Consider the following 26,562-nt stretch of genomic DNA (forward strand, 5'->3'; position numbering starts at 1 on the left):
TACGCTGCAATGCAATTGGTGAGAATAATCTCAGGCAATCCTTACCCCACGAAGGGCAGCCAAGGCATACCTTTCTTTCTCATGAACTGGGCTGACGCGGTGCCGAATCTGCTGATCGGACTCCGGGAAGGACTCGAGGCCGGACTGGTCGTCAGCATCCTGCTCGCCGCCCTGCACAAGGCCAATGCCACCCTCCCCGCCGCACGGCAGGTCTCGACCGCCGCAATCTGGCTCGGCGTTCTCGGTGCGGTTTCACTGGCGGGCAGCTTCGCGGCGGTACTCAGCTACTCGACCACCATCCTGTCGAGTTCGGCGCAGGAGGCGATCGGCGGCGCGCTCAGTGTGGTCGCGGTCGTTCTGGTGACCGGGATGATCTTCTGGATGCGCAAGACCGCTCGCTCGCTGTCGGGGCAACTGCGCGGCGACGTCGACCGCGCCCTGGCCATCGGCGCGGGCGCGCTCACGCTGACCGCGTTCTTCGCCGTCGGCCGCGAGGGTCTCGAGACGACGCTGTTCCTGTGGACCGCGGTCAAGGCGTCGGGATCGACGGTCGCACCGTTGATCGGCGCCGCCATCGGAATCGCCATCGCAATCACGTTGTGCTGGTTGCTCTATCGGCGAGCGATTCACCTCGACCTCGGCAAGTTCTTCAACTGGACGGCACTGGCGCTGATCGTCATCGCGGCGGGCGTCCTCGCCTACGGTCTCGGCGACCTGCAAGATGCCGGACTCCTACCCGGAAGCTCGTGGGTCGCCTTCGATCTGACGGCCCACATCGATCCCACCTCCTGGTGGGTGACGCTGATCAGCGGAACCACCGAGCTCACCCCCAAGATGACGGTGCTGCAGATCGTGGCGTGGGCCGTCTACCTCGTGGTGGTGCTGACGATGTTCGTGCGCGCCGGCGCCGTTGTCCCGGCCGCCGCGAGCACCTCCGAGGAGAATCCCGCCGCGCGCGACACCACCGAGCCGGCACCGCCACGGTGGGAACGGTGGGCCCAGCAACGCACCCTCCCGGTCGCCCTGACACTGATCGCGGTTCCGGTGCTCGTCGCCGTCGTGGTCATCCTCGCCCTGCCCACTCCCACGTCGACCGACACCACCGTCACGATCACCGCCGACAGTTGTGCGCACGAATGGAATTCGGCGCATTCGGGTACCCAGAGCATCGACGTGGCGAACAAGTCCTCGCACGCCGGGGAGATCAACCTCGACGACGCATCCGGTGGTGTCGTCGGTGAGATCGAGACTCTCGGCCCGGGGACCACCGCCACTCTCACCGCCACGCTCGGGTCGGGGACGTACTCGTTCGTGTGTCTGATGCCGGGGGGCACCACCCGCAGCGCAGCGGTGACGGTGACCGGGCACGACGTCGCGAATGTCCTTGCCGTCAAACCGGTCACCACCGCCGACCTCACCGGCCCCAACAATGCCTATCAGGCATATGCCTCGCAGACGCTGACGACCCTGGCAGGCGACGTCGCCACCCTGCGTTCGGCGGTGGCATCCGGAGATCTCGCGGGGGCCCAAAGAGATTGGCTGACAGCGCAACTCGACTGGGAAAGGGTTGGTGCCTCCTACGACAGCTTCGGCGACAAGGGCCAGACCGTCGACGGATTGCCCGATGGTCTTCCCGACGGGGTGAACGATCCCGGTTTCACCGGACTGCACCGCGTCGAGTACGGCCTCTACCACGGCCAGGGGCCGTCCCAGCTGCTGCCGGTGATCGACCAATTGACCACCGACATCGGCGTCGTCCAGCAGAATCTGACCACCGACGACGAGGCCGGTGATCCGACCAACCTGCCCATCCGGGTCCACGAGATCCTCGAGGACGCCCAACGCGACCACCTCTCCGGGATCGACGATCTGGGCTCGCACACCGCCTATGCGGCCACCTCCGCCGACACCCAGGTCACGCGCGTGGTGCTCGCCGAGGTCGCGCCGCTGGTGCAGGCCCGCGACCCCGGTTTGGTCGCCACCATCACCCGAGGTCTCGACACCCTCGACGCCGCGCTGAACACCACCCGCACCCCCGACGGCTGGCAGCCCAGCGACACGGTGACCCTGGCCCAACGCCAGCAGGTCAACGCCGCGCTGGGCGCCGTACTGCAGTCGTTGTCCGACGAGCCCGGGCTGCTCGAGGTCCCGCCCAGCTCATGACCACCACCGACCTGATTCCGACTTCCCTGTAGCGAGAGCCGAGAACCCCACATGCGCAAGCATTTCGACCCCAGCCCCTCCGCGGTGAACCGACGGAATTTCCTGCGTGGCGCGGCCGCCGGAACCGCAGGTACCGCGTTGACCGCAGGCCTGATCACCGGTGGCGTCGCCGCCGATGCTCGCTCGGCGGACTCCGGTCCGCCCGAAAGTGATTCGTATCCTTTTCATTCCGAGCATCAGTCGGGAATCCTCACACCGGGTCCGGCCGACAAGCAGGCGTTCTCGGCCGTCGCCGCCTTCGACGTCGTCGAGGGCACCTCGCGCGCCGACCTCGTCGATCTCATGAAGACGCTGACCACCCGTGCCCGCACCCTCACCGCAGGCGGCGCGCCGACCGATGCCGGGGTGTCGGCACCGCCCTCGGATTCCGACGTGCTGGGCCCGCAGATGCCCGCCGACGGACTGACCCCCACGCTGGGCCTGGGTGCGAGTCTGTTCGACGATCGGTTCGGACTGTCGTCGTCGAAACCGTTGCAGCTCAAGCCGATGCGGATCTTTCCCGATGACTCCCCGGATCCGGCGTGGATGCACGGCGACCTTTCGTTGCAACTGTGCGCCAATCACCCCGACACCATCCACCACGCGATCCGCGACATCACCCGTCACACCCGCGGCGCGATGCAGATCCGGTGGAAGATCGAGGGATACAACTCGCCGCCGCGTCCTTCGGGGACGGCACGGAACCTGTTGGGATTCAAGGACGGTACCGCCAATCCGACCGGGTCCGAGGCGCAATCGCTGGTGTGGGTGGACGATCCGCGCGAACCGCGGTGGGCTCGGGGTGGCAGTTATCAGGTGGTGCGACTGATCCGGATGCTCGTCGAATTCTGGGACCGTGTGTCGATCAACGAGCAGGAGAACATGTTCGGCCGCCGCCGAGACACCGGCGCACCACTGGACGGTAACGCCGAGTTCGACACCCCGAACTACGCGGCCGACCCGAAGGGCACCGTCATCCCGCTCGACGCGCACATTCGCATCGCCAACCCTCGTACACCGGCCACCGAGAACCAGCGCCTCATCCGCCGCTCCTACAACTACGATCTGGGCGTCGACCCGAACGGCAACATACAAGCGGGCCATGTCTTCCTCGCCTATCAGCAAGACGTGGTGCGCCAGTTCGAGACGATCCAGTTGCGCCTCGTCGGCGAGCCCCTCATCGACTACGTGCAGCCGTTCGGGGGCGGCTATTTCTTCGTGGTGCCCGGCGTCCGCTCGGCCGACGACTGGTACGCCCGTGGCCTGCTGACCTGACCGAGGTCAGTTCCGCCGGTCGGCGATGACTAGGATTGGTCGCACCACGATGGTCGTGTGCACACGGCCGGGACCACCAGTACCTGCGGGGTGAGGATGCCGAAGTCACCGCAATCGGTCACCCCTGTCTCCACCGGCCTCGACCGTGTGTTCCCGCCCTGGTTGCGCGTCGACGACCTCGATCCCGTCGGCCCGCTGTGGCGGGCCGCGCAGATCTTCCGGCTCGCATCCTTCTGCTACGCGCTGGGTTTTCAGATCGTCGTGAACCACGACCTGGATCGGCCGGGACTGACGTGGGCGCTGTTCGGCTTGTTGGCCGTCGCCAACATCTGGTGGGCGGCGGGCTATCTCGTGGGATTCGGCCGGCGCTGGTGGTTCGTGGCGTCCGAAGTCGCGGTATCGGCGGTGATGATGCTGTCGACCTCCTACGTCGCCGACATGGCCTGGGTGGCGGACAACCAAACCTGGCCGACGACCCTCTGGATGACCAATTGTGTTCTCTCCAGCGCACTTCTGGGCGGGCCGTGGTGGGGGCTTCTGGGCGGAGCCGCGGTGGGGCTGACCAACTTCTATGTGAAGGGCGAGATCATCCTCAACTTCGGCCGCAACGCCACCGCGCTGCTGCTGTTGATGACCGGCATGGCGATCGGGCTCGCCGCGTCGCGGGCGCGCGTCACCCATGAACGGCTGACCATCGCGATCCGAGCGGCCGCGCAGGCCGCCGAACGCGAACGCCTTGCCCGTGAGGTGCACGACGGCGTGCTGCAGGTGCTGGCACTGGTCGCCCGACGAGGCGCCGAGATCGGTGGTGAAACAGCGCAACTCGCAGCGCTCGCCGCCCAGCAGGAGCAACGCCTGCGCCGGCTGATCGCAGCGCGGCCGGCCGACGGCGACTCCGACACGCAGACCGATCTCGGTGCAGCGCTGCAAGCGTTGGCCGCCGACGGGGTGTCGGTCAGCGCACCGCCCGATCCGGTTCCGCTGCCGGCAACGGTTCTCGCCGAGGTGATGTCGGCCATCGACAACATCCTCACCAATTCCGCACTGCACGCCGGACCCGAGGCGCACAGTTATGTACTTCTCGAGGACCTCGACGACGAGGTGATCATCAGCGTCCGCGACACCGGGGTGGGGATCGCACCGGGCCGGCTCGCCCAAGCGAGAAGTGAAGGTCGGATGGGGATCGATCGTTCGATCGTCGGACGCATCGAGCACCTCGGCGGTAGGGCCCAACTACATTCGGCGCCGGGCACGGGAACCGAGTGGGAACTGACGATCCCGGTGGAGAAAGGCAGACGGCGATGACGGTACGTGTGATGGTGGTCGATGATCACCCGATGTGGCGCGACGGGGTCGCCCGCGACCTGACCGACGAAGGGTTCGAGGTGGTCGCCACCGCCGACGGCGTCCGCGCGGCCACCGCCCGCGCCGCGGCGGTCCAGCCCGACGTGGTGCTGATGGACATGCAGATGCCCGACGGCAGTGGCGCACAAGCGACCACCGAACTCCTCGCCGTCTGCCCGGGCGCCCGGGTGTTGGTGCTCTCGGCTTCCGACGAACGCGACGACGTCCTCGACGCCGTCAAGGCCGGTGCCACCGGCTATCTCGTCAAGAGCGCTCACCGCGACGAACTGGTGGCGGCGGTCCGCGCAACCGCCGAAGGGCAGGCCGTGTTCACGCCCGGTCTGGCCGGGTTGGTGCTCGGCGAGTATCGGCGGATCGCGCGCGACCCGGGCCCCGACACCCCCGTGCTGACCGACCGGGAGACCCAGGTGCTGCGTGAGGTCGCCAAGGGGCTGTCGTCCAAGCAGATCGCCACAAGGCTGTCGATCAGCCCGCGTACCGTCGAGAACCACGTCGGCGCGACCCTGCGGAAACTGCAGTTGGCCAACCGAGTCGAATTGGCACGGTACGCCATCGAACACGGCCTCGACGACGACTGAGCACCATCCGCCCGAACGACGCCGACCAGGCTTCTCCGCAGGTCAACGGCGCTTCACTCACGGCATCCGGGTAGATCTACTCATGATCGGCAGCCTTCGCGCCAGCACAGTTGTCCTCATGAACCACACACCTGCCCCCGGCGAGCCCACGCCCGCGCAGAGTGACACGACAGTCACTGTGCTCGATCGGATCAGCGGCCAGTTCGCCGACATCGCCCGCTCCATGACCTCCATCTCCGACGACATGACGACGCTGCAGAGCATCCTCGGTGCCGCGCCTGTCCCGGCGCAGCCCTCGCCACAGCCGGTTCCGCCACAGCCGGTTCCGCCGCAGGCCGTCCCGTCCCCGCCTCATCACCATCAGCCCATGCCTGCGCCCTATGCGATCCCCACCTATCAGCCGGTGCGGCCCGCGCCGTACGCGATGCCGGCCGGACCCGTGCCGGTCGGGCCGATGCCGTTCAGCCCCATGCCGGTCGGGCCGATACCAGCCCGACCGCCCTACCCGCCGGTCGGTCATCGTTCATCGATACCGCCGAGAAAGACTCTGTCCGAACGGATCTCGCAGGCCGCCGAACGCGGACTCGTCGGCAAGCTCCTCGCCGCGGCCGGAGTCGGGATCACGCTGATCGGCGTGGTGTTGTTGCTGGTTCTGGCCGCGCAGGCCGGCCTGCTCCGGCCGGAGCTGCGGGTGGCCGGCGGCGCACTCTTGGCTGTCACACTCGTCGGCGTCGGCGCCATTCTCGGCCGAGATTCCGGAAAGCGTTCGGGTGCTGCGGCTCTCGTTGCCACCGGCGTGGCCACTGCCCTGTTCGACGTGCTGGCGATCACCGCGATCTATCACTGGGTACCCGACTACGCCGCGCTCATCCTGGCGGCTGTCATCGCCGCAGGTGGTCTCGGGATCGCGCACTGGTGGAACAGTCAGGCACTGGCGTTGATGGTCGGCATCCCGCTGGTGGCGTTCGCGCCGTTCATCACCGGTGGTATCGACGACGTGCTCGTCGGCTTCCTGCTCAGTTACGCCGCCGCCACCCTGTGGATTCAGCTGGGACGTAACTGGATTGCGATGTTCGCAACCAATACGGCGGTCGCCACGCTCCCGCTCTGTTACGCGGTGGTCGAGGGTGCGCTCACCTCCCCGGATGCTGTGCAGTGGTTCGTCGTCATCGCGCTGGGCGTCAACACGCTCCTTGCGACGGGCTCGGCGCTTGTCCTGCTCCGCAGTTCGACGCAACCGCTGATCGTGACGCTGGTCGCGAGCGCCACTCTGGTGCCGATGCTCGGGGCAACTCCGATCGCAGGCCCGGTGGTCGCCTCGATCATGATGGCGCTGACAGCCGTCGTTCTGGCGACTCTGGCGCTGACTACCGGCCACCTGCGCGGTGTCACATCCGCGGTACGGACGGTGTGGTTGGCGGCGAGCGCCGTTGCCACCTGCGGTGCACTGATGGCCGGTCTCGACGGCCCAGGATTGGTCATCGGGCTGGCCGGTGTCGGCCTCGTCGTCTCTGTTGGTGCATGTGTCACAACCCGATTGGCGTTGCAGATGCGGATCATCGGCACCGTGTTCACCGGCCTCGCGCTATTCGGCTCGATGTCCCTCGGAGCCATCGATCGCATGGTGCTCAGGAACTCGTTGCCGCCAACCACGCAGGCCCAGTTGGTGATCGTCGCGGCGGTCTCGCTTGCCACGGTGGCCACGCTCACCTGGTCGTGGGCCCGCGTTCGTCGCAGCGACGTGCCCACCATCGGGACCATCGGCAGCCTGATCTCCTTGGGACTGGTCACCGAGATCTGCGTCGGCCTCGGTGGCGCGATCAGCGGAGGCGTTGACAGCGGATTCCGCGCGGGCCACACCGTCGCGACCATCACCTGGGTGCTGACCGCCGCAGCCGGACTCATCTGGGCTCGTCGACTCCACGGCTCGTCCCGCACCCTCACGGTGACGGTGAGCCTGGTGATCGTCGCCGCCGCGGTCGCCAAGTTGTTCCTCTTCGACCTCGCCGCCCTCGACGGGCTGTTCCGGGTCATCGCCTTCCTCGTCGTCGGATTGCTCCTGTTGACACTCGGTGTGGTCTACGCACAGTCGTTGAACTCCGATGACGGCCGGCCACACCCGAGGACCCAGTGACCGTCGTGGCCTCGCGCTCAGCTGCCGGCCGCAACGATCTGCACTGCCAGACCATCGAATTGGTTTCCCCCCGAGGGATATTCATGGACGCGGCCCGACGGCAGCAGCGACGCATTCAGGGCGAGATGATCGGCGCCGACAACCATGTCATCGCGGCAGTGATGCAACGAGGCGGCGATCGAGGGCTGTGGACTCGCGAGTGCGTATTCGGCGAGATCCCAGCCGTCGGGACCCCAGTTGGGCATGGCCAACAACATCACCGACGCCGGGGTCGGTCGGACCGTCTCGGCGAGAACCCGCAGCAGGATCGACGCTCCGAAGGAATGACCGACGACGACGTCATCGGCGCGCATGCGCGAGAGCGCGATACGGACGGACTTCGCCCAGCTCTCGTAGGACATGTCGTCCGCGGGCATCCGCGGATAACGGACCTCCGTGTTGAGCGCGGCACCGAGTTCGTCGGCGAGCGTGGCGTCCTCGACAAACCCGCCCGCACCGTGCAGAAACAACAGTCGTCTGGTCATGATGGCCCCCTTGCGTCGGTGAGTTGCTCACAAGGTTGACCACCGGGACCGACAAAACTCATCGCACCGCCTTCCCGACGTTTAAGAACTCCTTTCCCGGTGGTCGACAGCCGCTCCCTTCCGGTAGTCGAGAGCCGCTCCCGTCCGGTAGCCGATAGCCCCCTTCCCCCGATGGTCGATAGCCGCTTCCCCCGATGGTCGATAGCCGCTTCCCCCGATGGTCGATAGCCGCTTCCCCCGATGGTCGAGGTGCGAGCCGCGTGCGGCGAGCCTCGAGAACGCCTGTGCCGGTGCTGGTTCGGTTCGACAGGTGGGGCGGATACTCATCGGCGAGCGGGGTCTCGAGGCTCGTCGCTGGCGCTCATCGGCACCTCGACCACCGGAAAGGATCCGACCGGACACGGTGGTCACACCGTGCCACCCCCTGGGGCATTGACGTATGCACCCAGCGCCGCCTTGCGCGCTGAGGTGTTGGCCAATGATGTGTGGTGCCGTTCCCGTACTGTGGGATGCCGTCGCACCTGTGCGACCTCGATCATTGGCGACCGTTCAACCACACCGACCCCGAGGCCGGAGGCTGGACAGTGCTCGGTGACCTGATCCCGCTATGTCGGGCCGATCACCAACGCAACGTTGTACACGGACCGGCGGGTGGAGTGGCGGAGCCGACGGACGGGGCAGGTGATTGTCACCTATCCGCGGTTACGGGGTTTCGCTGTGGGATGGAACCAGCTGTGGCTCAACGGGTCTCGAGGCTCCTCGCTTGCGCTCGTCGCACCTCGACCACCATGAAAAAGGCCCTCGACCATCGAGGGAGGGCGCGTCGACCATCGAGGGAAGGGTTGTCGCCCACACGGTGGTTATCGGGTTCGGGTCGTGGCGTCCTGGCATGCAGAGTTGACCGCGGGCATGACTTGCGGGCGGAAGCCGGTACCTTTCCGAATGGTCAGTAGCGCGACGAGACCGCCTGCGGCGCAAAATGCTGCGGCGATGATCATGGCGACCTGGAATCCGCTTCCGAGCGGCTGGCCGGGTCCGGCGTCGAGGCCGGCGACTGCGGGTAGGACAGCGACTGCGAGGAGACCGGCGAGGCGGGCGACTGCATTGTTGACGCCGGAGGCGGTGCCCGCACGGCTGTCGTCGACAGCGGCCAGTGCGGCAGAGGTCAACGGTGCCACTGTGATCGTCATACCGAGACCGAACATCACCACCGCGGGCAACACACCTCCGAGATATCCGACTCCGGGTACGGCACGCGCCATCAGTCCCAATCCGACTGCGGCCACAAGGGGTCCCACGGTCATCGGGAGGCGAGGCCCGGTGCGCTGAGCGAGCTTTCCCGCCAGCGGCGACCCGAACAGCATGATCACCGTGCTCGGGAACATCGCGGCACCCGCTTCCAACGCCGAATACCCCATGCTCTGCTGCAATTGCAGGGCGAGCAGGAACAGCGCTCCACCGAGCGCGGCGTAGACGAGCAGGGTCGTGAGATTGGCTCCGGTGAACTGACGCGACCGAAACAGGCTCAGCGGCAACAACGGATCACGCACCCGCAGCTCGACGATCACGAAAACAACCAGTGCCACGAGCCCGACTCCGGCGGCGCCGACCGACAGCGCAGACCAGCCACGGGCAGGTCCCTCGATCAGCGCATAGATGACTCCTGCCAGCCCCAGAATCATGGTGCCGGCACCGAGCACGTCGAGCCGTGCATGCTCGGTGTGATCACGCGACTCCGGAACATGGCGCAGCGCAATCCATATCGCTCCCAGCGCCAGCGGGACACTCAGATAGAACACCCCACGCCAGGAGACCGAATCGACGAGCCACCCGCCGACGAACGGCCCCAGCGCACTGGTGGCCCCGGACATCCCGGCCCACAGGCCGACCGCGGCACCTCGATCGTCGGGTGCGATTTCCGAGTTGATCAACGCGAGGCTGCCCGGAACGACGGCGGCCGCTCCCACGCCCTGCACAAGCCGGGCGACGACGAGCCACTCGATACCCGGAGCGAGTGCGCAACCCACCGACGCGACCGCGAACAGCACGAGCCCGCCGACGAACACCGCCCGCCTGCCATATCGATCACCGGCCACCCCGCCCACCAGGAGCAACGCACTCAGGGTGAGCATGTACCCGTCCAGAACCCATTGCTGCCCGCGCAGATCCGTGTCGAGGTCGCGCGCGATCGCCGGCAAGGCGACGTTGACCACGGTTCCGTCGAGAAACGCGACGCCGGAACCCAGTACGGCCGCGACGATCAGCCAGCGGCCGCGCGCCGACGCAGCGGCAAGCGTGCCCGACTGATCACCGCGGCCGTCGGAGTTCATCGGCCTTTACGCGCCCCATAGTCGCCGGCAGCCAGTGCCCACAGCACCAGCACCGGTTGACCGAACAGGCGCCCCAATCGCTTGGCATCCGAATCGAGTCCGAAAGCGTCGATGTGCGCAACATATTGGTGGATGTTGCCCGGAAACACCGCGATGAAGAACAGCGCCGCGACGCCGGCAACGATCCGCCGGTACCTCGGCAGGGCGATGAGCGCCGCACCCAGACCGATCTCCACCACGCCTGACGCCAGGACGGTGGCATCCTTGCCGAGGGGCACCCAGTCGGGAACCTGCGCCTGGAACTCGTTGCGCTGGAAGGTCATGTGTCCGATGCCGGCAAGCGCGAGAACAGCACCCAACGCGATTCGGGCGACGGCACGGCCACGGGTTTGGGGCATCGGGGAAGGGGCTGGCAGACTACGCGTCGAGGTCATCGGTGGCCCGTTCTCAGTCGTCGGCCAGAGAGAGCGTGACCTCGACGTTGCCGCGGGTCGCGTTCGAGTACGGGCACACCTGATGCGCCTTCTCGACCAGATCGCGGGCCGCAGCGGCGTCCACCGCGGGCAGGCTGATCTCCAGATCCACGGAGATACCGAACCTCCCGGCCTCGTCGGAATCCAGCGATACCCGTGCGCCCACAGCCGAATCCGTGACGTCGGCTTTCTCCGACCGCGCCACCATCCGCAGTGCACTGTGAAAACACGCCGCATAACCGACCGCGAACAGTTCCTCGGGATTGGTGCCCTCGCCGCTTCCGCCGAGTTCCTTCGGCGTGGCCAGATCGAGATCGAGACGGCCATCGGCACTGCGTCCGTGCCCGTTTCGGCCGTCACCGGTGGCGAGCGCCTCGGCGGTATAGAGATGGTTCATGCTGATACTCCCTTGTTGTCGGACTTATCGGTCTTGTCGGACTTGTCGAGGTTGTTGAGCCTGTCGAGCTCTCCGATGAGATTGTGGAGCAACGATCGAAGCGGAACGACGTCGTCGGGAACGAACTCCGGCTGCACGGACTGGTCGGCTGCCGCGGTCAGACCCTCCAGCAGTGCCGCCAGAACGCAATCCGACCGCTCCCCCAACGCCGACCCGGCCGGCGTCAGCTCGACGATGATCGACCGCTCGTCCTCCGTCGAACGTCTGCGTTCGACGAGACCGGCCCCCTCGAGCCTGCGGACCAGTGGCGACACGGTTCCGGAATCGAGGTGCAGACGTTCACAAAGCCGGCCGACCGGCACCGACCGCTCCTCCCACATCACCAGCATCACCAGATACTGCGGATAGGTCAGTCCGAGTTCTTGCAGCCCAGGCCGTTGCGCGGCGATGACCGCACGCGAGGCGGCGTACAGCGCGAAGCACAGTTGATCGTCGAGACGAGGAGTCGCCATGGGTCTGACGATAACCCTCGACTAGGTGCCACGCAACTAGGTGTTGCACAACCTAGTTGCGAAAAACCATTTCCGCCCTCACTCGACCTCGACGCGTACCGCATCGGGATAGAAGGCCAGATGATCGGCGATCTCGGCCACCGCCCGATAGGGCTCGGCATAGAACCATGCCTTGTCCGGGGCCTCGGTACGGTCGGCTCCGCGCAGACCGTGATAGCCGGCGTCACCCTTGTACGGACAGTACGTGCTGTGCGCACTCGCGGTCAGCACGTCAGCGACGACGTCATCGCGCGGAATGTACTGCACCGGTGGATAAGTGGCCTCCCGCAGCGTCATCGCATGCGTGGTGTCGGCGATGAGTTGCTCGCCCAGCCACACCCGTACCCGGCCGGGCGTCGGTTCGACGGTGATCGGATGGGTGGCGTCCGGGGTGAGTCGTGGTCGGTCGCTCATGATGCCTCCTGGTGCGGATCGGTTATCTGCCTGTCTTCGAGAAGCCTTGCCGCAGTGCGGAGGTCGGCGGCGAGCGCGGCGGGAGCGAGGACGCGGACACCGAGCAACCCGGGAGCGGCGACCAACGGCACGGTCAGATGGGCACGTGCCCGCACGAGCGTCGAATTTTGGCCCTGCGCCTCGAAGTCGAGAGTCAGCGCCGCATCGACCGGCCCCCACCGTCCGATCTCGCGCCAGCGCTGTGCGCGGCGACTCTCCACGACCTCCATCGTCGGCCGGACGAAGGGGACCGCGGTGACATCGATCCAACTCGAGCCGGCCTCACCCGGTTCACCCACATCGACCTCGTCGGCCACCCGGAGCAGGCTGGCCTGCCATTCGGCGCGGCGGCCGGGATCGCTGAGGTAGTCGTATGCAACCTCCGAGGCGACATCGAAGTGCACTGTCACATCAGCGATCTGCAGGCGGGACGTCGGTTTCATCCCGACGCCGTCAGAGTGCGGGCCAGGACTGCGGGCCCGCACTGCCCGCCGGGTAGTCCTCCAGCGGCACCCTGTTCGCCTCCCACGCGTCGATCACCGGTTGCACGATGCGCCAGCATTGTTCGGTCGCATCACCGCGGACCGCGAGGGTGGCGTCGCCGTCGAGGATGCCCGAGAGCACCTCGGCGTAGGCCCGGACCGACCCGTGACCAAGGTCGGCGTCGAAGTCGATGGTCTTGACGGCGAACGGGTTGGTACCGTCGTGGATGTTCAGCTGCACGTTCATCACATCCGGACCGAGCTTGAGCCGCAACACATTCGGTGCCACCTCGGCGCCGAACTGCTCGGGTAGATGGCGCACCGGCCGGAACGTCAGCGCGATCTCCTTGACCGGAGGCGCCAGGGCCTTGCCGGAGCGCAACGTGAACGGCACCCCATCCCAGCGTGCGGTGCGCACGCCGAACGTCGCCTCGGCCAGCGTCTCGGTATTCCGCGCGGGGTCGACACCCTTCTCGTCGACGTAGGACGGCAACTGCTTGCCGTCGACCTCTCCCGCGGTGTAGCGCGCCCGACGGGAATGGGCGACCGCGTCGTCGTCCCAGATCTGCACCGCACGCAGCGCCGCGCCCGTCGCATCACGCAGGTCACGTTCACCGAGTGTCGCCGGCGAATCCATCGCCACCACCGCAAGCAGTTGCAACAGGTGGCTCTGCACCATGTCCCGCAATGCGCCGGTGCCCTCGTAGAAATCGGCGCGCCCCTCCAACCCGAGATCCTCGTCGTAGCGGATGACGACGGATTCGATGTGGTCGGCCGACCAGACCGGCTCGAACATCCGGTTCGCGAAGCGCACGCTCAGCAGATCGAGCAGCACCGACTGCCCGAGGAAGTGGTCGACGCGAAAGACCTGCTCCTCGGGGACGAGTTGGGTGAGTAATTGGTTCAGCGCGTGCGCGCTGGCCTCGTCGGTGCCGAACGGCTTCTCCGGAGCGAGGATCGTTCCGTCCGGAATGTCCACATCCCGCAACGCTTCACACGATTTCTCGGTGACCGCCGGCGGCACCGCGAAGTACAGCACGGGACGTCCTCTGGCCTCGCCGAGGAGCCGCGACAGATCGTCGGAGCTGGTCAGGTCACCCTGCCGATACACGGTCTCCTCGGCAAGAGCCCGCGCAGTGGCGCCGGCATCGTCACCGAAAGCCTCACGTACCTCGCCGCGCCAGGTGTCGGCGTCACGCTCCGATCGGCCGACCCCGATGAGATGTACCCGGCGATCCGGCTCGCGGTCGAGCAGCTGCCCCAGGGCGGGCAGCAGCAGCCGCTTGGTCAGATCACCGGTGGCTCCGAAGATGATCAGGGTGGTGTCCGTCATGGCTTCTCCTGGTGATCATGTCCGGTGAACACCGGACCGGTGGACACAACAGGCCTCGTCCGAAGCCTACTCACACCCGGAGCGGCGCGAGTCCGTGCAGAATCGTCTGATGACCACCCGCATCGAGGACTACGGATTTGTCGGTGACTGCCGGACGGGAGCCCTGATCTCCCGGTCCGGACGCGTGGACTGGCTGTGTGTGCCACGCTTCGATTCACCGTCGATCTTCGCTGCCCTGCTCGGCTCGCACGAACACGGCAGCTGGTCGCTGAAGCCGACGAGTGAGGCGACCGTGGCCGACCGTCACTACGACGGGGACACGATGATTCTCGTCACGCGGTGGGAAACCGAATCCGGGGTCGCCGAGGTGCACGAGTTCATGCCGATCGACGGCGGCCGCGTCGACCTGGTCCGCCGGGTGGTCGGGATCACCGGCACCGTGGAGTTCACCACCTCCCTGCGTATGCGCTTCGACTACGCGCGGTCGGTTCCATGGGTGCGCCAGGTCGGCGAAGGCGAACAGCCGGGCCTGCTCGCGATCGCCGGCCCCGACGCCGTCCTCATCCGCGGCGTCGCCTTGCATGCCACCGATCACGTTCACCGCGCCGACTTCGCCGTCGAATCCGGCGATCACCGCGACCTCGTGTTGACCTGGTTCCACTCCTACCGACCCCAGCCCGACGCCCTCGACGTCGACGCCGCTCTGTCGGAGACCCGACAGTGGTGGACACAGTGGGCCGGACACATCGAGCACCAAGGTCCACATCATGATCGGGTCGTCCGATCGTTGATCACCCTGCGCGCCCTGTCGAATCTCGATACCGGGGGCATCGTCGCAGCCGCGACCACCTCACTCCCGGAAATGGTCGGCGGAGAACGTAACTGGGACTACCGCTACGTCTGGCTGCGGGATGCCGCACTGACTCTCGACGTACTGATCTGCCACGGCTTCGTCCATGTCGCCGACCATTGGCGCACCTGGTTGATGCGCGCGATCGCCGGCGACCCCAAGCGGGTCCAGATCCTCTACGGCATTGCCGGAGAGCGTGACCTCCCCGAGCGTGAGCTCTCGCTGCCCGGCTATGAGGATTCCGCCCCGGTCCGGGTCGGCAATGCCGCAGTCGATCAGTTTCAGGCCGACACGCTCGGCGAGGTGATGTGCGCTCTGCATGCCGCGCGCGACGCGGGTCTCCCGGAGACCGACTACTCCTGGCCGCTGCAACGGCATCTGCTCAAACGCGTCGAGGCCTACCTCGACCAGCCCGACCAGGGCATCTGGGAAATGCGTGGGCAGCCGAAGTTCTTCACCCATTCCCGGGTCATGGAGTGGGCCGCATTCGACCGCGGGGTCAAGGCGATCGAGGACTTCGGACTGTCCGGCCCACTCGAGAAGTGGAAACGTCACCGCGACGAACTCCGCGCGGAGATCGACAAACGGATGGTCGATCCCGACGGCGGGTACTTCGTCCAGTACGAAGGAACCGGTGAGGTCGATGCGGCGTTACTGCAACTGCCGCAGGTGGGCTTCTGCGCGCCGGACGACCCGCGGATGCTGGCCTGCGTCGAGCGCATCGAACGCGACCTGATGCCCGACGGACTCGTGGCCCGCTACCGCTCAGAATCGGGCGTCGACGGTGTCTCGGGCACCGAACATCCATTCCTGGCGTGCACGTTCTGGCTCGTCGAACAGTACGCCCGCAGTGGGCGGGTCGAGGACGCCGAGACATTGATGACCCGGGCCTGCGACACCGCCAGTGACCTCGGGTTGTTCTCCGAGGAATACGACCCGGGCGACCGGCGACAGGTGGGCAACGTCCCTCAGGCCTTGTCGCACTTGGCCTTTGTGCGCGCCGCTGATGCCTTGGCGGGTGCGGTCGACTGAACGTGCCCGCGAGAGTGGCGGCCGACCATGATCATTGCTGCGGCACAGGCGAATTGACGAACCAGAGGATCTCCTCACGCATGCCGCTGCTGCGCCAGCCGTCGGCGGTGCGGACCATTGTGTGGTGGTAATAGCCGCCGCAGGTACTCAACTCGTCGAAGCCGGGTATCTGCATCGGGTTGTAGAACTGCGCGGTGACCGTGGCGGTGTCGCCGTCGACGATCACATCGATGTTCATCAGGTAATGCATGGTCATCGGCAGCGCCGAGAGTCCCGCCTGAAGCCACTCGACGACCTCGTCGACGGACCCGACGGTCCCGAACGGCGATGAGCGGTAGTCGATCGTCGCGTCGGCGGTGAACAGCGAGCGGTATCGCTGCCAGTCGCCGGTGTCCACGGCCCTGGCGTACCCGGTCAACAGTTGCTGAATCTCCAGCGTGTCGGCCACGCGCTGCGCATCCATGGCGTCCGACGCTACCCGGCTCTCACGAACTGCGTTCCCGATCGTCGAACTCCTCGGCCGCAACGATCCGTGCCGCCACCTCCGCGACCGGGGTGTTGGACTCCTGGGAGAGGCGCCGGATGATCTCGAAGGCCCGGACCGCGTCCACGCGGAAGCGCTCCATGATCATGCCCTTCGCCTGCCCGATGAGGTCTCGGCTGGCCAGTGCGCTGCGGAACTGCTCGCCCCGGTGCGCGCTGTTGAGCGCGATCGCCGCATGCGTCGCGAGGGTCTCGGCCAGATCGCGGGACTCCTCGTCGAAGGCGTGCGGGGTGCCGGAGAACAGGTTGAGCGCGCCGAGTTCGCGGCCGGACACATACAGCTGGATCGACAGGTTGGACCGGATCGGTGTGCGTTCGCGCACCGCCCGCATGAGTTCGGGCCACCGTTGCTCGGTCTCCACGTCGTCGATGCCGACGATCCGCTCGTTCCAGATGGCCTCGAAGCACGGACCGTCGCCGTACTCGTGCTGCAACACGTCGAACTGCCGGGCGACCAGATCGGTCTCGGCGGTGGACTCGAGCGTCAGTTTTCCCGCCGGATCACGTACGACCATCGTGAACCCGGCGTGATGGACGTCGGGCAGGATCTGTACCGCCGACTCGGTGACGTGGCGGATGACGCGGTCCGGATCGAACTCGGCTTCGGACACCCCGTGGATCTCGCGGGCAAGGGCGGCGATCTTCGAGTAGACTCCCTCACCCGGACCGGTCATCGGACGCTCATCGGGACCGCGGTGTGTGGGTTGGTGGTGTGCTTCACCCCTTCTTCACTACTCGCTTTCGTGGCCCGGCGCAGGCCGCAGCGGGACCAAGGTCCCGATTCGCGCCCCGCAGCGAGCAAACCGGCTGGACACCGCGGATGCGCGATGGTCGCGGAGGTGACGCGGTCACCGCCGCTGAGTAAAGTAATCCTGCCCGAGACCGCCGGCACATCCGTTGGACTATGCGTGTGGAGGTTCTCAGTGCTCGATGATGCTGGACGTGACGCAGCGTTCGATGCCTCGGCGCGCGTTCACAATGTCGGGAGTTTCCGTTTCTTCTTCGCCACGCAGCGGTGGGAATGGTCCGACGAGGTCGCGGCCCTGCACGGCTACTCCCCTGGAGAAGTGGAGCCCACGACCGCATTGCTGGCCCGTCACAAGCACCCCGACGACCGTGACGACTTCGACCAGCTCGTGGCGCGGATGCTCTCCGACCACAGTCCGTTCTCCAGCCGGCACCGCATCATCGACACCCACGGCACGGTGCACCACGTGGTGGTGATCGGCCAGCCGATGGTCGACGAGTCGGGTGTACCGATCGGAACCGAGGGCTTCTATCTCGACATGGACGGCTGGGAGACCAACGTCGCCAACGATCAGATCGACCACCACATCAGTCGTTTCCGGGAGAGCCAAGGCGTCATCGAACAAACCAAGGGCATGATCATGTTCGCCTACCAGGTCAGCGCCGAGCAGGCCTTCGAAGTCCTCAAATGGCGATCACAGACCACGAACGTGAAGGTCAGCAGCCTGTGCCGGAGCATCCTCACCGGCACCCAGGCGATCGAGGTACCCGAAGCAGTGCGGCGATCCTTCGACCATCTGCTGCTCACCGCACACAAGTCGGTCGACCATGAGGAACCCACGGCCGGTGGCCAACCCGCCGACGGCGGCGACCTGCGCGTTTAACGGCTCCGGCGCACGGGTAAGGCACAGACATGAAACCCGTGACCGTGCACACTACCGCTGCTCCGGAGCACATCTGGGCGGTGCTCTCCGACGGCTGGCTGTACTCGTCGTGGGTGGTCGGTGCCGCTCGCATTCGTGCGGCCGACGACAGCTGGCCGGCCATCGGCAGTCGTATCCACCATTCGGTCGGCGTGTGGCCGGGCTTGATCAACGACGAGACGCGCTCGCTGGGAGCCGGTGAGACGACCCTCGAACTGTCGGCGGCCGCCGTGCCGTTCGGCCGCGCCCGGATCCTGCTGGAGATACTCCCCGACCCCGATGGCACCCGATTGACCATGGCCGAGCATGCCGAGACCGCGCCCATGAGCTGGTTACCCGACGATGTCCAGCACATGGTGATGGCTCCGCGACTACGCGAATGTCTACGCCGGCTGGCGTCGATGGCCGAGGGCCATGCGCGCTCCTCACCCGGGTAACGTCTCGCCTCCGAGCGGCGCCAAGACCTCGCCGGTGTATTACGACGACAGTTGTTCGGCAACGAAGAAGACGTAGGACGGCGCGATCTCGTCCGGCTGAGCGGCACGACCGTATGGGTCTGTTCGCCGAAATGCGCGACCTTCTGCTCCGGCATGGTCGCCGGGATCAACGGGCCGCCACTGGGCTGCGGTGAGGTCCAGGAAGTCCTCCACCGGGCTCTGGAATGCCGCGTTGTTGACCAGGGTGTCGAGTCCCCCGAGTTCGTCGGCGGTCCGGGCAACTTGCTCCGGATCAGCGAGGTCGCCGATGTACTCGCGGGCAACACGGTCCTGGGCCTCTACCAGTTCGACCGTGTGTCGAGCATTGTCACGCTCGGACAGGTACGCGATCGCGACATCGGCCCCCTCCTTGGCGAAGGCGACGGCGACGACAGCCCGCCCTATGCCCGAATCCCCGCCGGTGATGAACGCCTCCCGGCCAGCAGATTGGTTTCATCCACCACCGTGCTGGGCACACCACAACAAGACCACCGGATGACGAGACATCGACAACGAGGAGGAACAGATGCGAGCGGTGACATGGCAGGGCAAGCGCAAGGTGTCGGTCGACGACGTGACCGACCCGAAGATCGAGGAACCGACCGACGCGATCGTCAAGGTCACCTCCACCAACATCTGTGGCTCCGATCTGCATCTGTACGAGGTACTCGGCGCCTTCATGAATGCCGGGGACATCCTCGGGCACGAGGCGATGGGCGTGGTGGAGGAAGTCGGCGCCGACACCGGCGACCTACGAGTCGGCGACCGCGTGGTGATACCGTTCCAGATCTCCTGTGGCACCTGCCGGATGTGCGACGACCGTCTCTACACCCAGTGCGAGACAACGCAAGTGCGCGATCAGGGGATGGGCGCGGCACTGTTCGGTTACTCCAAGCTGTACGGGTCGGTGCCCGGCGGGCAGGCCGAGTACCTTCGTGTTCCGCAGGCGCAGTTCACCCACATCAAGGTGCCCGATGACGCGCCGGACTCCCGCTACGTCTACCTGTCCGACGTGCTGCCGACCGCCTGGCAGGGCGTGGAGTACGCGGGCATCCCCGACAACGGCACCGTCACCGTGCTCGGCCTCGGGCCGATCGGTGACATGGCCGCCCGCATCGCGGCACATCGTGGTGCGCGGGTGATCGCCGTCGACCGGGTACCCGAACGACTGGCCCGTGCTGAAGCCCGCGGGATCACCACCATCGATCTCGATGCCGTCGACGACGTCGCCGAAGCCGTGCGCGAACGCACCGACGGTCGTGGCAGCGACTCGGTGATCGACGCCGTCGGTATGGAGGCTCACGGCTCGCCGGTGAACCAGATGGTCCAGCGTCTCGTGGGGTTGTTGCCCGACGCGGTGGCCGAGCCACTCATGCAGCACGCCGGTGTGGACCGGATGGCCGCCTTCTACACCGCAATCGACGCCGTACGCCGCGGCGGCACCATCTCATTGAGCGGCGTCTACGGCGGAACCGCCGATCCGATCCCGATGCTCACGTTGTTCGACAAGCAGATCCAGCTCCGGATGGGCCAGGCGAACGTGAAACGCTGGGTTCCCGACATCCTGCCACTCCTCGGCGACGACGACCCGCTCGGCGTGGATTCCTTTGCCACCCATGAACTCCCACTGGACGATGCGCCGCACGCCTACGACATCTTCCAGAACAAGCAGGACGGCGCGGTCAAGATCATTCTCAAGCCGTGACGATGTGCCGAACGCGGGTGTGCCGTTGGCCGGCGCTCACGACTTTGATGCTTTTCAGCTCGGAGTCCGTGGCATCGGGAAGATTCATCCCGGCCGCGAGCCCGGTACGCAGATAGGTCAAGACCGCCTCATCGAGTTCCTCCCCGGGCACAACCGTCCTTGCCTGTGCCCGGGCGGTATGAACCCGTGGCGGCCCTCGGATCGGTAGGCCGCCAATGCCTCCAGCAACGGTGCACGTGAATGGTCCATCTGCATGTGCCACTACCTCTCTGATCAGGCCGGAGGCATGCCTCCGGGCGATGCGGTGTCGGCGTCGTGATCGTCGGGATCGGCCAGCTCTTCCCGCAACGACCGCAGGGTCCGCGTGAGCAACCGGGAGACATGCATCTGCGAGATACCCACCCGGGCCGCGATCTCGCTCTGGCTCATTGCGTGAAAGAAGCGCAGCGACAAGATGGTTCGCTCACGCTCGGGCAGCCGGGCCATCGCCGGGGCCAGGGTGACGTAGTCGTCGACCTGGGCCAGATGCTCGTCGTCGCCACCGATGGTCTCACCCAACGGGCGTCGCTGCGCGTCGGTCTCGGCGTCCATGGACACCGAGTTGTAGGCCGAGCGCGCCATCAATCCGTCTATGACATCCTCGACGGGCAGATCGAGGTACTCGGCGAGTTCACTGGGCCGCGGTGAACGTCCGAGCCGTTGCAACAATTCTTCACTCGCCCGGCCGATGCGCAGCGAGTTCTCCTTCGTGCGCCGCGGCACCCGCATGCTCCACGTGCTGTCCCGGAAGTGCCTGCGGACCTCTCCCATGACGGTCGGTACCGCGAACGAGAGAAAACCCGCTCCTCGATCGGCATCGAAGCGATCCACGGCGTTGACCAGGCCGATACGCGCCACCTGAACCAGGTCGTCGAAAGCCTCTCCCCGGTCGGCGAAGCGCCGCGCAATGTGGTCGGCCAACGGTAGACACCGCTCGATGACCCGATCGCGCAGAACAGCACGCCGGTGCCCGTCCGTCTCGGCCGCCAGATCAGCGAGCATCGGGGCCACGTCGGAGTACTCGTCGTCGCGCCGACGCTCGTCCGGTCCTCGAGACTCCGACAAACAAACCCCTCCGTTGGCACACAGCGTCGCATCGACCAGTGGCCGGGCGATATTGCCTCATCTCGACCGTACCCACGGACGCGTCATGTCAAACACCACTTGAAGACCGTCTCGCATACCCGTACGGTTGAATTCAGCGGTTCAGTCAAGCAGCTGCGGACGTCAGAGACTGGATCATCCATCTCGTCGTACTCCGGTGTCCTCGAACGAGACGGAGGCTGCACATGAAACAGCTCGACACCAACCTCACCTATCATCCGGTCAACAGGTCGAAATCATCGGCACCACACCGGGATTCACCTGAATCACCAATGCTCTCCGGACGCTCGTTCTGCGTCCAGCAGTTCACCGGCACGATCGATCTGCACACCGTGGCGGATTTCGTCGCAGCACTCGATCGAATTCTGGGTCAGCGCCCCGAGGGTGTGGTGGTCGACCTCGAGCGTGTGACCTTCCTCAGCGCCTCCGGTCTCGGCGTACTGGTTCGCTTCGGCGAAGAAGCCGCGCGCCTCGGCTTGCCGGTAGCCGTCGTCGGCGGCATCTCGGTGACCCGACCCCTACGAGCATGCGCCCCGACCTCTACCCTCGACATCCACGATTCGTTGGAGAGTGCCGGATGGGCCGTGGTGATCAGCGCCGCCGGACGGTGACGGGTGCCATTCAGCCCGCGATGCGCGACTTGCCGAACACCACGGTGAGATCACGGTGGTCGCGCTGATCAACACTGGCGATGGTTTGTGCATCGCTCAGCGTGGTCACCACCCGCCACCCGAAACCCGTTGTGTCGATCTCGAACCCGGGAACCACCGAGCCCGCCGCCTCGGCCACCGACCCCTCGGGGCCCACCGAGATGGTGACGCGCAGGCGTCCACCGGGCACGGTGGCGGACATGAGCTGCGAGCAGATCTCGTCGATGGCGATCTTGACGTCGGTGACCTCGTCGACCGTCCAGTCGTCGAGATAGAGGGTGCGCTCCACCACCGAGCGGATGATCGACAGACGACTGACGTCGGCACTCACCGTGAGTTCCACCGGCTCGTTCGTTGCCCGTAGCAGGTCCATGATCACCGCATGACCTCCTGTGACACCACTGTCTCCCACGTTCCCTCTCCTCACAGAGTCTGAACTCGTCGTCGTCTGAAGTCATCGTCATCTCTGACCCGGCGCTTACCCCGCACTCGGTTGGCCAAAACCTGCAAACCGCGACGGTTCGTCCGACCCGGCTGCAGGCGCCGTCATCCGCACCGAGCACGCTGCGCTTGCCGCCGGGTGCGCTCACGATATCCGTACGTGGCCCGCAGCACATCGTCATAACTGTCGGCGCTCGACCCGATGGCGCCGGCGAACATTCCCAACGACGTCGCCAGCCAGGCCAGGCTCAGGTAGTTCCAGGCGTCGACCGGCGCCCCCAGCGTCTGCGTCATGAACCCGGAGTCGATGACGATGACCGCGGCGAGCAGGGTCGCGGTGAACAATCCCAGATAGAGCACCGCCGCACTGAAGGCGACGGTGACCACGGTGGCGATGTTGTAGAGCCGCGCACGCCGCGCCGTCGTGCGGCGCGGGGTGTCCCACAGCCGATTGTTGACCACCAGCCAGACGGTCGCGAGAACCAGCGACAGCAGCGAGATGCCCAGCAGCCGCCACACGCTCAGCGCATCGGCCATCGACCAGATCGAGGTGAAGAACACCCCGAACGAGGCCGCGGCGGCCGCGGCCGCGGTCATGCCGGTGAGCGTGGGGATCAGCCGCCACGGCCGGTTGCCCCGAACCATGCCCATTGTCAACCGCATTCGGCCGATTCCCCCGCCGTCGAGCAGTCGGTCGGTGCCTGCTGTCGGGTCGGTCGACCAGCGGCGCCCGCCCGGCTGGGGCTCTCGCCGACCACCGAGTCGGTCGGCGGCGAGGCCGATCGCGTCGATCAGTCGCCTCCGCGGGAACGGGCCGAAGGCAGGCGCGGAGATCACCGCCGACTCGCGCGCGGCGTCGACCTCGATCGACACCACATCGGTTGTGCGGGTACGACTCTCGGCGAATCTCGGTATCTCGGTGAGGAACACGACCGCTTCGGGGCCGAGTGTCTCGCCCGAGCGCACGGCCTCCAGGTTGGATTTGGGTTCCAGCTCCAGCGACGATTCGTCGGCCACCGTCAGCCCCGCGTACTCGAATGCGTTGGACTCCAGAACGTCGCGGATCTCGTCCTCGGACTTTTCCACGATGGTGGCGGGCAAGCCGGGTTCGGCGATGATGCGTAAACCGGGTGCCTCGTCTGCTGCTCGTGTCATATGGTCCGGGGTACCCATCGCAAACGCGGGTCAATCGCGGCGTTCTACGGGTTTGACCTCGGCGTCCCCGGGTATCCCCGGATAGCGGGAAGTCTTCCCCACCATTCAGACGAGGAGACGGCGATGGCCATCTGCGACATGTGCGGCAACGAGCACCCGCGGGCAATGACGATCACGATCGGCGGTGACGCGCAGTCCGGTGGGATCTTCGACAGCTTCGAGTGTGCGATCGCCGCTCTCGCACCGCACTGCGGACACTGCCGGTGCCGCATCCTCGGGCACGGATTCGAGAGCGGCAACGACATCTTCTGCTGCGCGCACTGTGCACGCGAGGCCGGCCATCGTGGCCTGGTCGACCACATTGGGGCGGCCGACGGCGGGTCGGGGCGCTGGCGGGTTTTCGACGACCGTCATGCCGAATCGGTGGACTGACGGGATCGGTGAACTGATCTCGGGGCGCCCCGCTAGAGCGTGAACGGGTTGCCGTCGAAGCGTTCTTGCGTCACGAAGTCCTCGACGGGTTCCCGCCGCAGCCGGGTGAGTTGTTTGACCGGCTTGCCCAGCGGCAGCACCGCCGCCACCGCGTGAGTGTCGGGGATCGCCAGGAGTACGCGGACGCCGGGTTCCTCGGTGACGGCCATCGTGGTGATCGTGCCGCCGTATCCGCGCGAGCGCGCGGTGGTGAGGATGTTCCACACCAGCGGATAGATCGAGCCGCCGGGGACCACCCCGATGCGGTCGAGATCCTTGTCCATCGACGCCACGACCTCCAGATTCACCGTCACCACCAGGAGCACCGGCGCGGCGGCGAGCGGGGCGACGAACTCGTCGACGCCTTCGGTGGCGGCGAGGTCGGCGTCGGTGACCGCGCTGGGATGCACGACATTCCACGGCATTTCACCCGCGGCGCGCTGGGCCAGGTAGCGGCGGGCACCGGTCTTGCTCTTTTCGGCGATCGCCTGCTTGGTGTCCGGGTCGCGCACCACGATCACGTGCGCGCCCTGCCGGTTACCACCGCTGGGCGCGAAGCGTGCGGTGTCGAGGATCTCCCACAGCACCTCGTCGGACACCGGGTCGTCGGTGAACTCGCGTGCGGCGAAGGTTGTGCGGATGACGTCGTCGAATTCCATGTCTCGATCCTCCCACCACGAATACGGCCTCCACATGAGCGGGCTCCGACCCCGGAAAATCGGGGGTCGGAGCCCGCTCACGTGGTATCTGTATTCGGCTGCCGAGCTAGACCTTCTGCTGCATCGACGACCGCGCCGGATTGCCCTGCTCGTCCTTCTTCGGGTCGGGCTCGTCGGCCTTCTCGGTGACGCCCTTCTTGATCTTGGCGCCCAGATCGGTGTCGACCCGGCTCCAGTACTCGTAGGCCCGGGCCAGCACGGGCTCGCTGACACCGTTGAGCAGGTGACCGACGATGTTGTCCACCAAGCGATCCCGGGCGGCATCGTCGAGGACCTCGCGCACCATCGTGCCCGCCTGACCCCAGTCGTCGTCCTCGGGATGATCGACGTAGGCGCTGCGGATGATGTCGCCGTCGGCGGCCCACTGCGGCTCGGCCTGCCCGGCGAACGTCGCTGCCGGACCGCCCTTGGAGTTCGGCGCATACACCGGATCGGTCACCGGATTGATGCGCATCGCACCGTCTTTGGAGTATGTGTGCACCTCGTTGCGCGGGGCGTTGACCGGGATCTGCTTGTAGTTGGCGCCCAGACGGTGGCGGTGCGCGTCGGCGTAGGAGAACACCCGGCCCAGCAGCATCCGGTCGGGACTGAATCCGATACCCGGCACCACGTTGTTCGGCTCGAAGGCGACCTGCTCGATCTGTGCGTGATTGTCGGTGGGGTTGGTGTGCAACGTCATCCGGCCCACCTCCTGCAACGGATAGTCGCGGTGCGGCCACACCTTGGTCAGGTCGAACGGATTGAACCGGTACGCCACGGCGTCGTCGTAGGGCATGATCTGCACCTTGAGCGTCCAACTCGGATGGTCGCCGCCGGCGATGGACTCGAACAGATCCCGGGTGTGGAAATCGGTGTCCGCCGCGGCCATCTGGTCGCCCTCGTGCTGGGTGAAGAACTCGATGCCCTGATCACTGATGAAGTGGTACTTGACCCAGGACTTCACACCCTGCGCATTGACCCACAGATAGGTGTGCGAGCTGTAACCGTTCATGTGCCGCCACGTCTTCGGGATACCCCGGTCACCCATCAGCCAGGTGACCTGATGGGCCGACTCCGGCGAGAGCGTCCAGAAGTCCCACTGCATGTCGTGGTCTCGAAGGTTGTTGTCGGCGCGGCGTTTCTGCGACCGGATGAAGTGCTGGAACTTCATCGGATCCTTGACGAAGAAGACCGGTGTGTTGTTGCCGACCATGTCGTAGATGCCCTCGTCGGTATAGAACTTGAGCGCGAAACCCCTTGGGTCACGCCAGGTGTCGGGGCTACCACGCTCCCCGGCCACGGTGGAGAACCGGGCCACCATCTCGGTTTTCACCCCTGGCTGGAACAACCCGGCGCACGTGTACGCCGAGACGTCCTCGGTGGTCTCGAAGGTGCCGAAGGCGCCGCTGCCCTTGGCGTGTGGCTGTCGTTCCGGGATGCGTTCCCGGTTGAACTGGGCCATCTGCTCGATCAGATAGTGATCGTGCAGCACGATCGGCCCGCCGGCGCCGACGGTCAACGAATGCTCGTCGCTGCCCGCCGGGGCGCCGGAGTCGCGGGTGGTGTAGAAATCGTTGTTCTCGGACATATCGCCTCCAACGGCGTTGAGCCGGATTGATTGTGTCCATCGC

At 66.3% G+C, this 26,562-nt stretch carries 26 protein-coding genes and 2 pseudogenes; 12 read left to right on the top strand and 16 right to left on the bottom strand.

Going from position 1 to position 26,562, the window contains the following annotated elements; genetic code table 11:
* Positions 1–81 precede the first annotated feature (81 nt).
* The 5 genes from efeU to J6U32_RS00290 all read left to right on the top strand — a co-directional run bounded on the left by efeU (position 82) and on the right by J6U32_RS00290 (position 7,554).
* Positions 82–2,163 carry an iron uptake transporter permease EfeU gene (efeU, locus tag J6U32_RS00270; RefSeq protein WP_208793038.1) on the top strand — a complete coding sequence of 694 codons (2,082 nt, stop codon included), beginning with the start codon at positions 82–84 and terminating at the stop codon, positions 2,161–2,163.
* 51 nt (positions 2,164–2,214) lie between these two features.
* Entirely contained in the window at positions 2,215–3,477 is a 1,263-nt protein-coding gene (locus J6U32_RS00275) for a Dyp-type peroxidase (RefSeq protein WP_208793039.1), read from the top strand.
* Between the two features lie 96 nt (positions 3,478–3,573).
* Positions 3,574–4,782 carry a MacS family sensor histidine kinase gene (gene macS, locus J6U32_RS00280; RefSeq protein ID WP_208793040.1) on the top strand — a complete coding sequence of 403 codons (1,209 nt, stop codon included), beginning with the start codon at positions 3,574–3,576 and terminating at the stop codon, positions 4,780–4,782.
* Positions 4,779–5,420 (top strand): response regulator, encoded by a 642-nt coding sequence (locus J6U32_RS00285; protein WP_014361760.1) that lies wholly within the window; start codon positions 4,779–4,781, stop codon positions 5,418–5,420. The genes macS and J6U32_RS00285 overlap by 4 nt, the downstream gene beginning before the upstream one ends.
* A gap of 118 nt (positions 5,421–5,538) precedes the next feature.
* On the top strand, positions 5,539–7,554 hold the full coding sequence (locus J6U32_RS00290) for a DUF2339 domain-containing protein (protein ID WP_208793041.1): 2,016 nt from the start codon (positions 5,539–5,541) through the stop codon (positions 7,552–7,554).
* A gap of 17 nt (positions 7,555–7,571) precedes the next feature.
* Here the strand turns inward: J6U32_RS00290 and J6U32_RS00295 are convergent, their stop codons facing one another.
* Complete coding sequence (locus J6U32_RS00295) at positions 7,572–8,078, bottom strand: alpha/beta fold hydrolase (RefSeq protein WP_208793042.1); 507 nt, start codon at positions 8,076–8,078, stop codon at positions 7,572–7,574.
* 387 nt (positions 8,079–8,465) lie between these two features.
* Here J6U32_RS00295 and J6U32_RS00300 point away from each other — a divergent pair.
* Positions 8,466–8,780: pseudogene (locus J6U32_RS00300) on the top strand (HNH endonuclease); the annotation flags it as partial.
* Positions 8,781–8,938: 158 nt separating this feature from the next.
* On the opposite strand, the gene J6U32_RS00305 reads toward J6U32_RS00300, so the two are convergent.
* From J6U32_RS00305 to J6U32_RS00335, 7 genes are all read right to left on the bottom strand, one after another.
* Positions 8,939–10,408 carry a DHA2 family efflux MFS transporter permease subunit gene (locus J6U32_RS00305; protein WP_208793043.1) on the bottom strand — a complete coding sequence of 490 codons (1,470 nt, stop codon included), beginning with the start codon at positions 10,406–10,408 and terminating at the stop codon, positions 8,939–8,941.
* Positions 10,405–10,806, bottom strand: a complete 402-nt coding sequence (locus J6U32_RS00310) for a DoxX family protein (protein ID WP_208793044.1) — start codon at positions 10,804–10,806, stop codon at positions 10,405–10,407. The genes J6U32_RS00305 and J6U32_RS00310 overlap by 4 nt, the downstream gene beginning before the upstream one ends.
* Positions 10,807–10,855: 49 nt before the next feature.
* The gene (locus J6U32_RS00315; RefSeq protein WP_208793045.1) at positions 10,856–11,278 is read right to left on the bottom strand and encodes an organic hydroperoxide resistance protein; all 423 of its coding nucleotides are present in this window, start codon (positions 11,276–11,278) and stop codon (positions 10,856–10,858) included.
* On the bottom strand, positions 11,275–11,790 hold the full coding sequence (locus J6U32_RS00320) for a MarR family winged helix-turn-helix transcriptional regulator (RefSeq protein WP_208793046.1): 516 nt from the start codon (positions 11,788–11,790) through the stop codon (positions 11,275–11,277). The genes J6U32_RS00315 and J6U32_RS00320 overlap by 4 nt, the downstream gene beginning before the upstream one ends.
* A 78-nt stretch (positions 11,791–11,868) precedes the next feature.
* Entirely contained in the window at positions 11,869–12,243 is a 375-nt protein-coding gene (locus tag J6U32_RS00325) for a DUF427 domain-containing protein (protein ID WP_208793047.1), read from the bottom strand.
* Complete coding sequence (locus tag J6U32_RS00330; RefSeq protein ID WP_208793048.1) at positions 12,240–12,725, bottom strand: SRPBCC family protein; 486 nt, start codon at positions 12,723–12,725, stop codon at positions 12,240–12,242. Before J6U32_RS00330 ends, J6U32_RS00325 begins: the two co-directional genes overlap by 4 nt.
* Before the next feature lie 10 nt (positions 12,726–12,735).
* Positions 12,736–14,097: a glucose-6-phosphate dehydrogenase gene (locus tag J6U32_RS00335; RefSeq protein ID WP_208793049.1), complete on the bottom strand. Its 1,362-nt coding sequence runs from the start codon at positions 14,095–14,097 to the stop codon at positions 12,736–12,738.
* A 109-nt stretch (positions 14,098–14,206) separates the two neighbouring features.
* On the opposite strand from J6U32_RS00335, the gene J6U32_RS00340 reads away from it, so the two are divergent.
* Positions 14,207–15,979: a glycoside hydrolase family 15 protein gene (locus J6U32_RS00340; RefSeq protein ID WP_208793050.1), complete on the top strand. Its 1,773-nt coding sequence runs from the start codon at positions 14,207–14,209 to the stop codon at positions 15,977–15,979.
* Positions 15,980–16,010: 31 nt separating this feature from the next.
* Here the strand turns inward: J6U32_RS00340 and J6U32_RS00345 are convergent, their stop codons facing one another.
* The gene (locus tag J6U32_RS00345) at positions 16,011–16,442 is read right to left on the bottom strand and encodes a nuclear transport factor 2 family protein (protein WP_208793051.1); all 432 of its coding nucleotides are present in this window, start codon (positions 16,440–16,442) and stop codon (positions 16,011–16,013) included.
* 22 nt (positions 16,443–16,464) lie between these two features.
* Positions 16,465–17,196: a GAF and ANTAR domain-containing protein gene (locus tag J6U32_RS00350; protein WP_208793052.1), complete on the bottom strand. Its 732-nt coding sequence runs from the start codon at positions 17,194–17,196 to the stop codon at positions 16,465–16,467.
* Between the two features lie 249 nt (positions 17,197–17,445).
* Between J6U32_RS00350 and J6U32_RS00355 the strand changes: the two genes are divergently transcribed.
* Together J6U32_RS00355 and J6U32_RS00360 are read left to right on the top strand one after the other, a co-directional pair.
* Positions 17,446–18,153 carry a PAS and ANTAR domain-containing protein gene (locus tag J6U32_RS00355; RefSeq protein WP_244332437.1) on the top strand — a complete coding sequence of 236 codons (708 nt, stop codon included), beginning with the start codon at positions 17,446–17,448 and terminating at the stop codon, positions 18,151–18,153.
* Positions 18,154–18,182: 29 nt separating this feature from the next.
* Positions 18,183–18,629 (top strand): SRPBCC family protein, encoded by a 447-nt coding sequence (locus J6U32_RS00360; protein ID WP_208793054.1) that lies wholly within the window; start codon positions 18,183–18,185, stop codon positions 18,627–18,629.
* Positions 18,630–18,668: 39 nt separating this feature from the next.
* Here J6U32_RS00360 and J6U32_RS00365 read toward each other — a convergent pair.
* A pseudogene (locus J6U32_RS00365) lies at positions 18,669–19,094 on the bottom strand (SDR family oxidoreductase).
* A 100-nt stretch (positions 19,095–19,194) separates the two neighbouring features.
* Here J6U32_RS00365 and J6U32_RS00370 point away from each other — a divergent pair.
* Positions 19,195–20,373, top strand: a complete 1,179-nt coding sequence (locus J6U32_RS00370; RefSeq protein ID WP_208793055.1) for a zinc-dependent alcohol dehydrogenase — start codon at positions 19,195–19,197, stop codon at positions 20,371–20,373.
* Between the two features lie 273 nt (positions 20,374–20,646).
* On the opposite strand, the gene J6U32_RS00375 is transcribed toward J6U32_RS00370, so the two are convergent.
* On the bottom strand, positions 20,647–21,414 hold the full coding sequence (locus J6U32_RS00375; protein ID WP_208795890.1) for a SigB/SigF/SigG family RNA polymerase sigma factor: 768 nt from the start codon (positions 21,412–21,414) through the stop codon (positions 20,647–20,649).
* Positions 21,415–21,701: 287 nt separating this feature from the next.
* Between J6U32_RS00375 and J6U32_RS00380 the strand changes: the two genes are divergently transcribed.
* Positions 21,702–22,127 carry an STAS domain-containing protein gene (locus J6U32_RS00380; RefSeq protein ID WP_208793056.1) on the top strand — a complete coding sequence of 142 codons (426 nt, stop codon included), beginning with the start codon at positions 21,702–21,704 and terminating at the stop codon, positions 22,125–22,127.
* Between the two features lie 10 nt (positions 22,128–22,137).
* Here J6U32_RS00380 and J6U32_RS00385 read toward each other — a convergent pair whose 3' ends face one another.
* Together J6U32_RS00385 and J6U32_RS00390 are read right to left on the bottom strand one after the other, a co-directional pair.
* On the bottom strand, positions 22,138–22,578 hold the full coding sequence (locus J6U32_RS00385) for an anti-sigma factor (protein ID WP_244332441.1): 441 nt from the start codon (positions 22,576–22,578) through the stop codon (positions 22,138–22,140).
* Positions 22,579–22,712: 134 nt separating this feature from the next.
* A complete protein-coding gene (locus J6U32_RS00390) occupies positions 22,713–23,762 on the bottom strand; it encodes a hypothetical protein (RefSeq protein WP_244332442.1) in 1,050 nt (349 codons plus the stop codon).
* A 123-nt stretch (positions 23,763–23,885) separates the two neighbouring features.
* Here J6U32_RS00390 and J6U32_RS00395 point away from each other — a divergent pair, with 123 nt between their 5' ends.
* On the top strand, positions 23,886–24,194 hold the full coding sequence (locus J6U32_RS00395; RefSeq protein WP_208793058.1) for a hypothetical protein: 309 nt from the start codon (positions 23,886–23,888) through the stop codon (positions 24,192–24,194).
* Between the two features lie 32 nt (positions 24,195–24,226).
* On the opposite strand, the gene J6U32_RS00400 is transcribed toward J6U32_RS00395, so the two are convergent.
* Positions 24,227–24,892: a nitroreductase family protein gene (locus tag J6U32_RS00400; protein ID WP_208793059.1), complete on the bottom strand. Its 666-nt coding sequence runs from the start codon at positions 24,890–24,892 to the stop codon at positions 24,227–24,229.
* A gap of 106 nt (positions 24,893–24,998) precedes the next feature.
* Positions 24,999–26,519 (bottom strand): catalase, encoded by a 1,521-nt coding sequence (locus J6U32_RS00405; RefSeq protein WP_208793060.1) that lies wholly within the window; start codon positions 26,517–26,519, stop codon positions 24,999–25,001.
* Between the last annotated feature and the right edge of the window lie 43 nt (positions 26,520–26,562).

It is taken from the genome of Gordonia polyisoprenivorans, assembly GCF_017654315.1.
GTDB lineage: Bacteria > Actinomycetota > Actinomycetes > Mycobacteriales > Mycobacteriaceae > Gordonia > Gordonia polyisoprenivorans_A.

Excerpts from the sequence above, each read along its gene's own strand:
- J6U32_RS00360 (WP_208793054.1), top strand. The coding sequence starts at position 18,183 with ATGAAACCCGTGACCGTGCACACTACCGCTGCTCCGGAGCACATCTGG.
- J6U32_RS00375 (WP_208795890.1), bottom strand. The coding sequence starts at position 21,414 with ATGCTCGCTGATCTGGCGGCCGAGACGGACGGGCACCGGCGTGCTGTT.
- J6U32_RS00345 (WP_208793051.1), bottom strand. The coding sequence starts at position 16,442 with ATGGATGCGCAGCGCGTGGCCGACACGCTGGAGATTCAGCAACTGTTG.
- efeU (WP_208793038.1), top strand. The coding sequence starts at position 82 with ATGAACTGGGCTGACGCGGTGCCGAATCTGCTGATCGGACTCCGGGAA.
- J6U32_RS00295 (WP_208793042.1), bottom strand. The coding sequence starts at position 8,078 with ATGACCAGACGACTGTTGTTTCTGCACGGTGCGGGCGGGTTTGTCGAG.
- J6U32_RS00325 (WP_208793047.1), bottom strand. The coding sequence starts at position 12,243 with ATGAGCGACCGACCACGACTCACCCCGGACGCCACCCATCCGATCACC.
- J6U32_RS00405 (WP_208793060.1), bottom strand. The coding sequence starts at position 26,519 with ATGTCCGAGAACAACGATTTCTACACCACCCGCGACTCCGGCGCCCCG.
- J6U32_RS00395 (WP_208793058.1), top strand. The coding sequence starts at position 23,886 with ATGGCCATCTGCGACATGTGCGGCAACGAGCACCCGCGGGCAATGACG.
- J6U32_RS00350 (WP_208793052.1), bottom strand. The coding sequence starts at position 17,196 with ATGACCGGTCCGGGTGAGGGAGTCTACTCGAAGATCGCCGCCCTTGCC.
- J6U32_RS00390 (WP_244332442.1), bottom strand. The coding sequence starts at position 23,762 with ATGACACGAGCAGCAGACGAGGCACCCGGTTTACGCATCATCGCCGAA.
- J6U32_RS00320 (WP_208793046.1), bottom strand. The coding sequence starts at position 11,790 with ATGGCGACTCCTCGTCTCGACGATCAACTGTGCTTCGCGCTGTACGCC.
- J6U32_RS00380 (WP_208793056.1), top strand. The coding sequence starts at position 21,702 with ATGAAACAGCTCGACACCAACCTCACCTATCATCCGGTCAACAGGTCG.
- J6U32_RS00335 (WP_208793049.1), bottom strand. The coding sequence starts at position 14,097 with ATGACGGACACCACCCTGATCATCTTCGGAGCCACCGGTGATCTGACC.
- J6U32_RS00305 (WP_208793043.1), bottom strand. The coding sequence starts at position 10,408 with ATGAACTCCGACGGCCGCGGTGATCAGTCGGGCACGCTTGCCGCTGCG.
- J6U32_RS00310 (WP_208793044.1), bottom strand. The coding sequence starts at position 10,806 with ATGCCCCAAACCCGTGGCCGTGCCGTCGCCCGAATCGCGTTGGGTGCT.
- J6U32_RS00340 (WP_208793050.1), top strand. The coding sequence starts at position 14,207 with ATGACCACCCGCATCGAGGACTACGGATTTGTCGGTGACTGCCGGACG.
- J6U32_RS00290 (WP_208793041.1), top strand. The coding sequence starts at position 5,539 with ATGAACCACACACCTGCCCCCGGCGAGCCCACGCCCGCGCAGAGTGAC.
- J6U32_RS00315 (WP_208793045.1), bottom strand. The coding sequence starts at position 11,278 with ATGAACCATCTCTATACCGCCGAGGCGCTCGCCACCGGTGACGGCCGA.
- J6U32_RS00275 (WP_208793039.1), top strand. The coding sequence starts at position 2,215 with ATGCGCAAGCATTTCGACCCCAGCCCCTCCGCGGTGAACCGACGGAAT.
- J6U32_RS00370 (WP_208793055.1), top strand. The coding sequence starts at position 19,195 with ATGCGAGCGGTGACATGGCAGGGCAAGCGCAAGGTGTCGGTCGACGAC.
- J6U32_RS00330 (WP_208793048.1), bottom strand. The coding sequence starts at position 12,725 with ATGAAACCGACGTCCCGCCTGCAGATCGCTGATGTGACAGTGCACTTC.
- macS (WP_208793040.1), top strand. The coding sequence starts at position 3,574 with ATGCCGAAGTCACCGCAATCGGTCACCCCTGTCTCCACCGGCCTCGAC.
- J6U32_RS00285 (WP_014361760.1), top strand. The coding sequence starts at position 4,779 with ATGACGGTACGTGTGATGGTGGTCGATGATCACCCGATGTGGCGCGAC.
- J6U32_RS00400 (WP_208793059.1), bottom strand. The coding sequence starts at position 24,892 with ATGGAATTCGACGACGTCATCCGCACAACCTTCGCCGCACGCGAGTTC.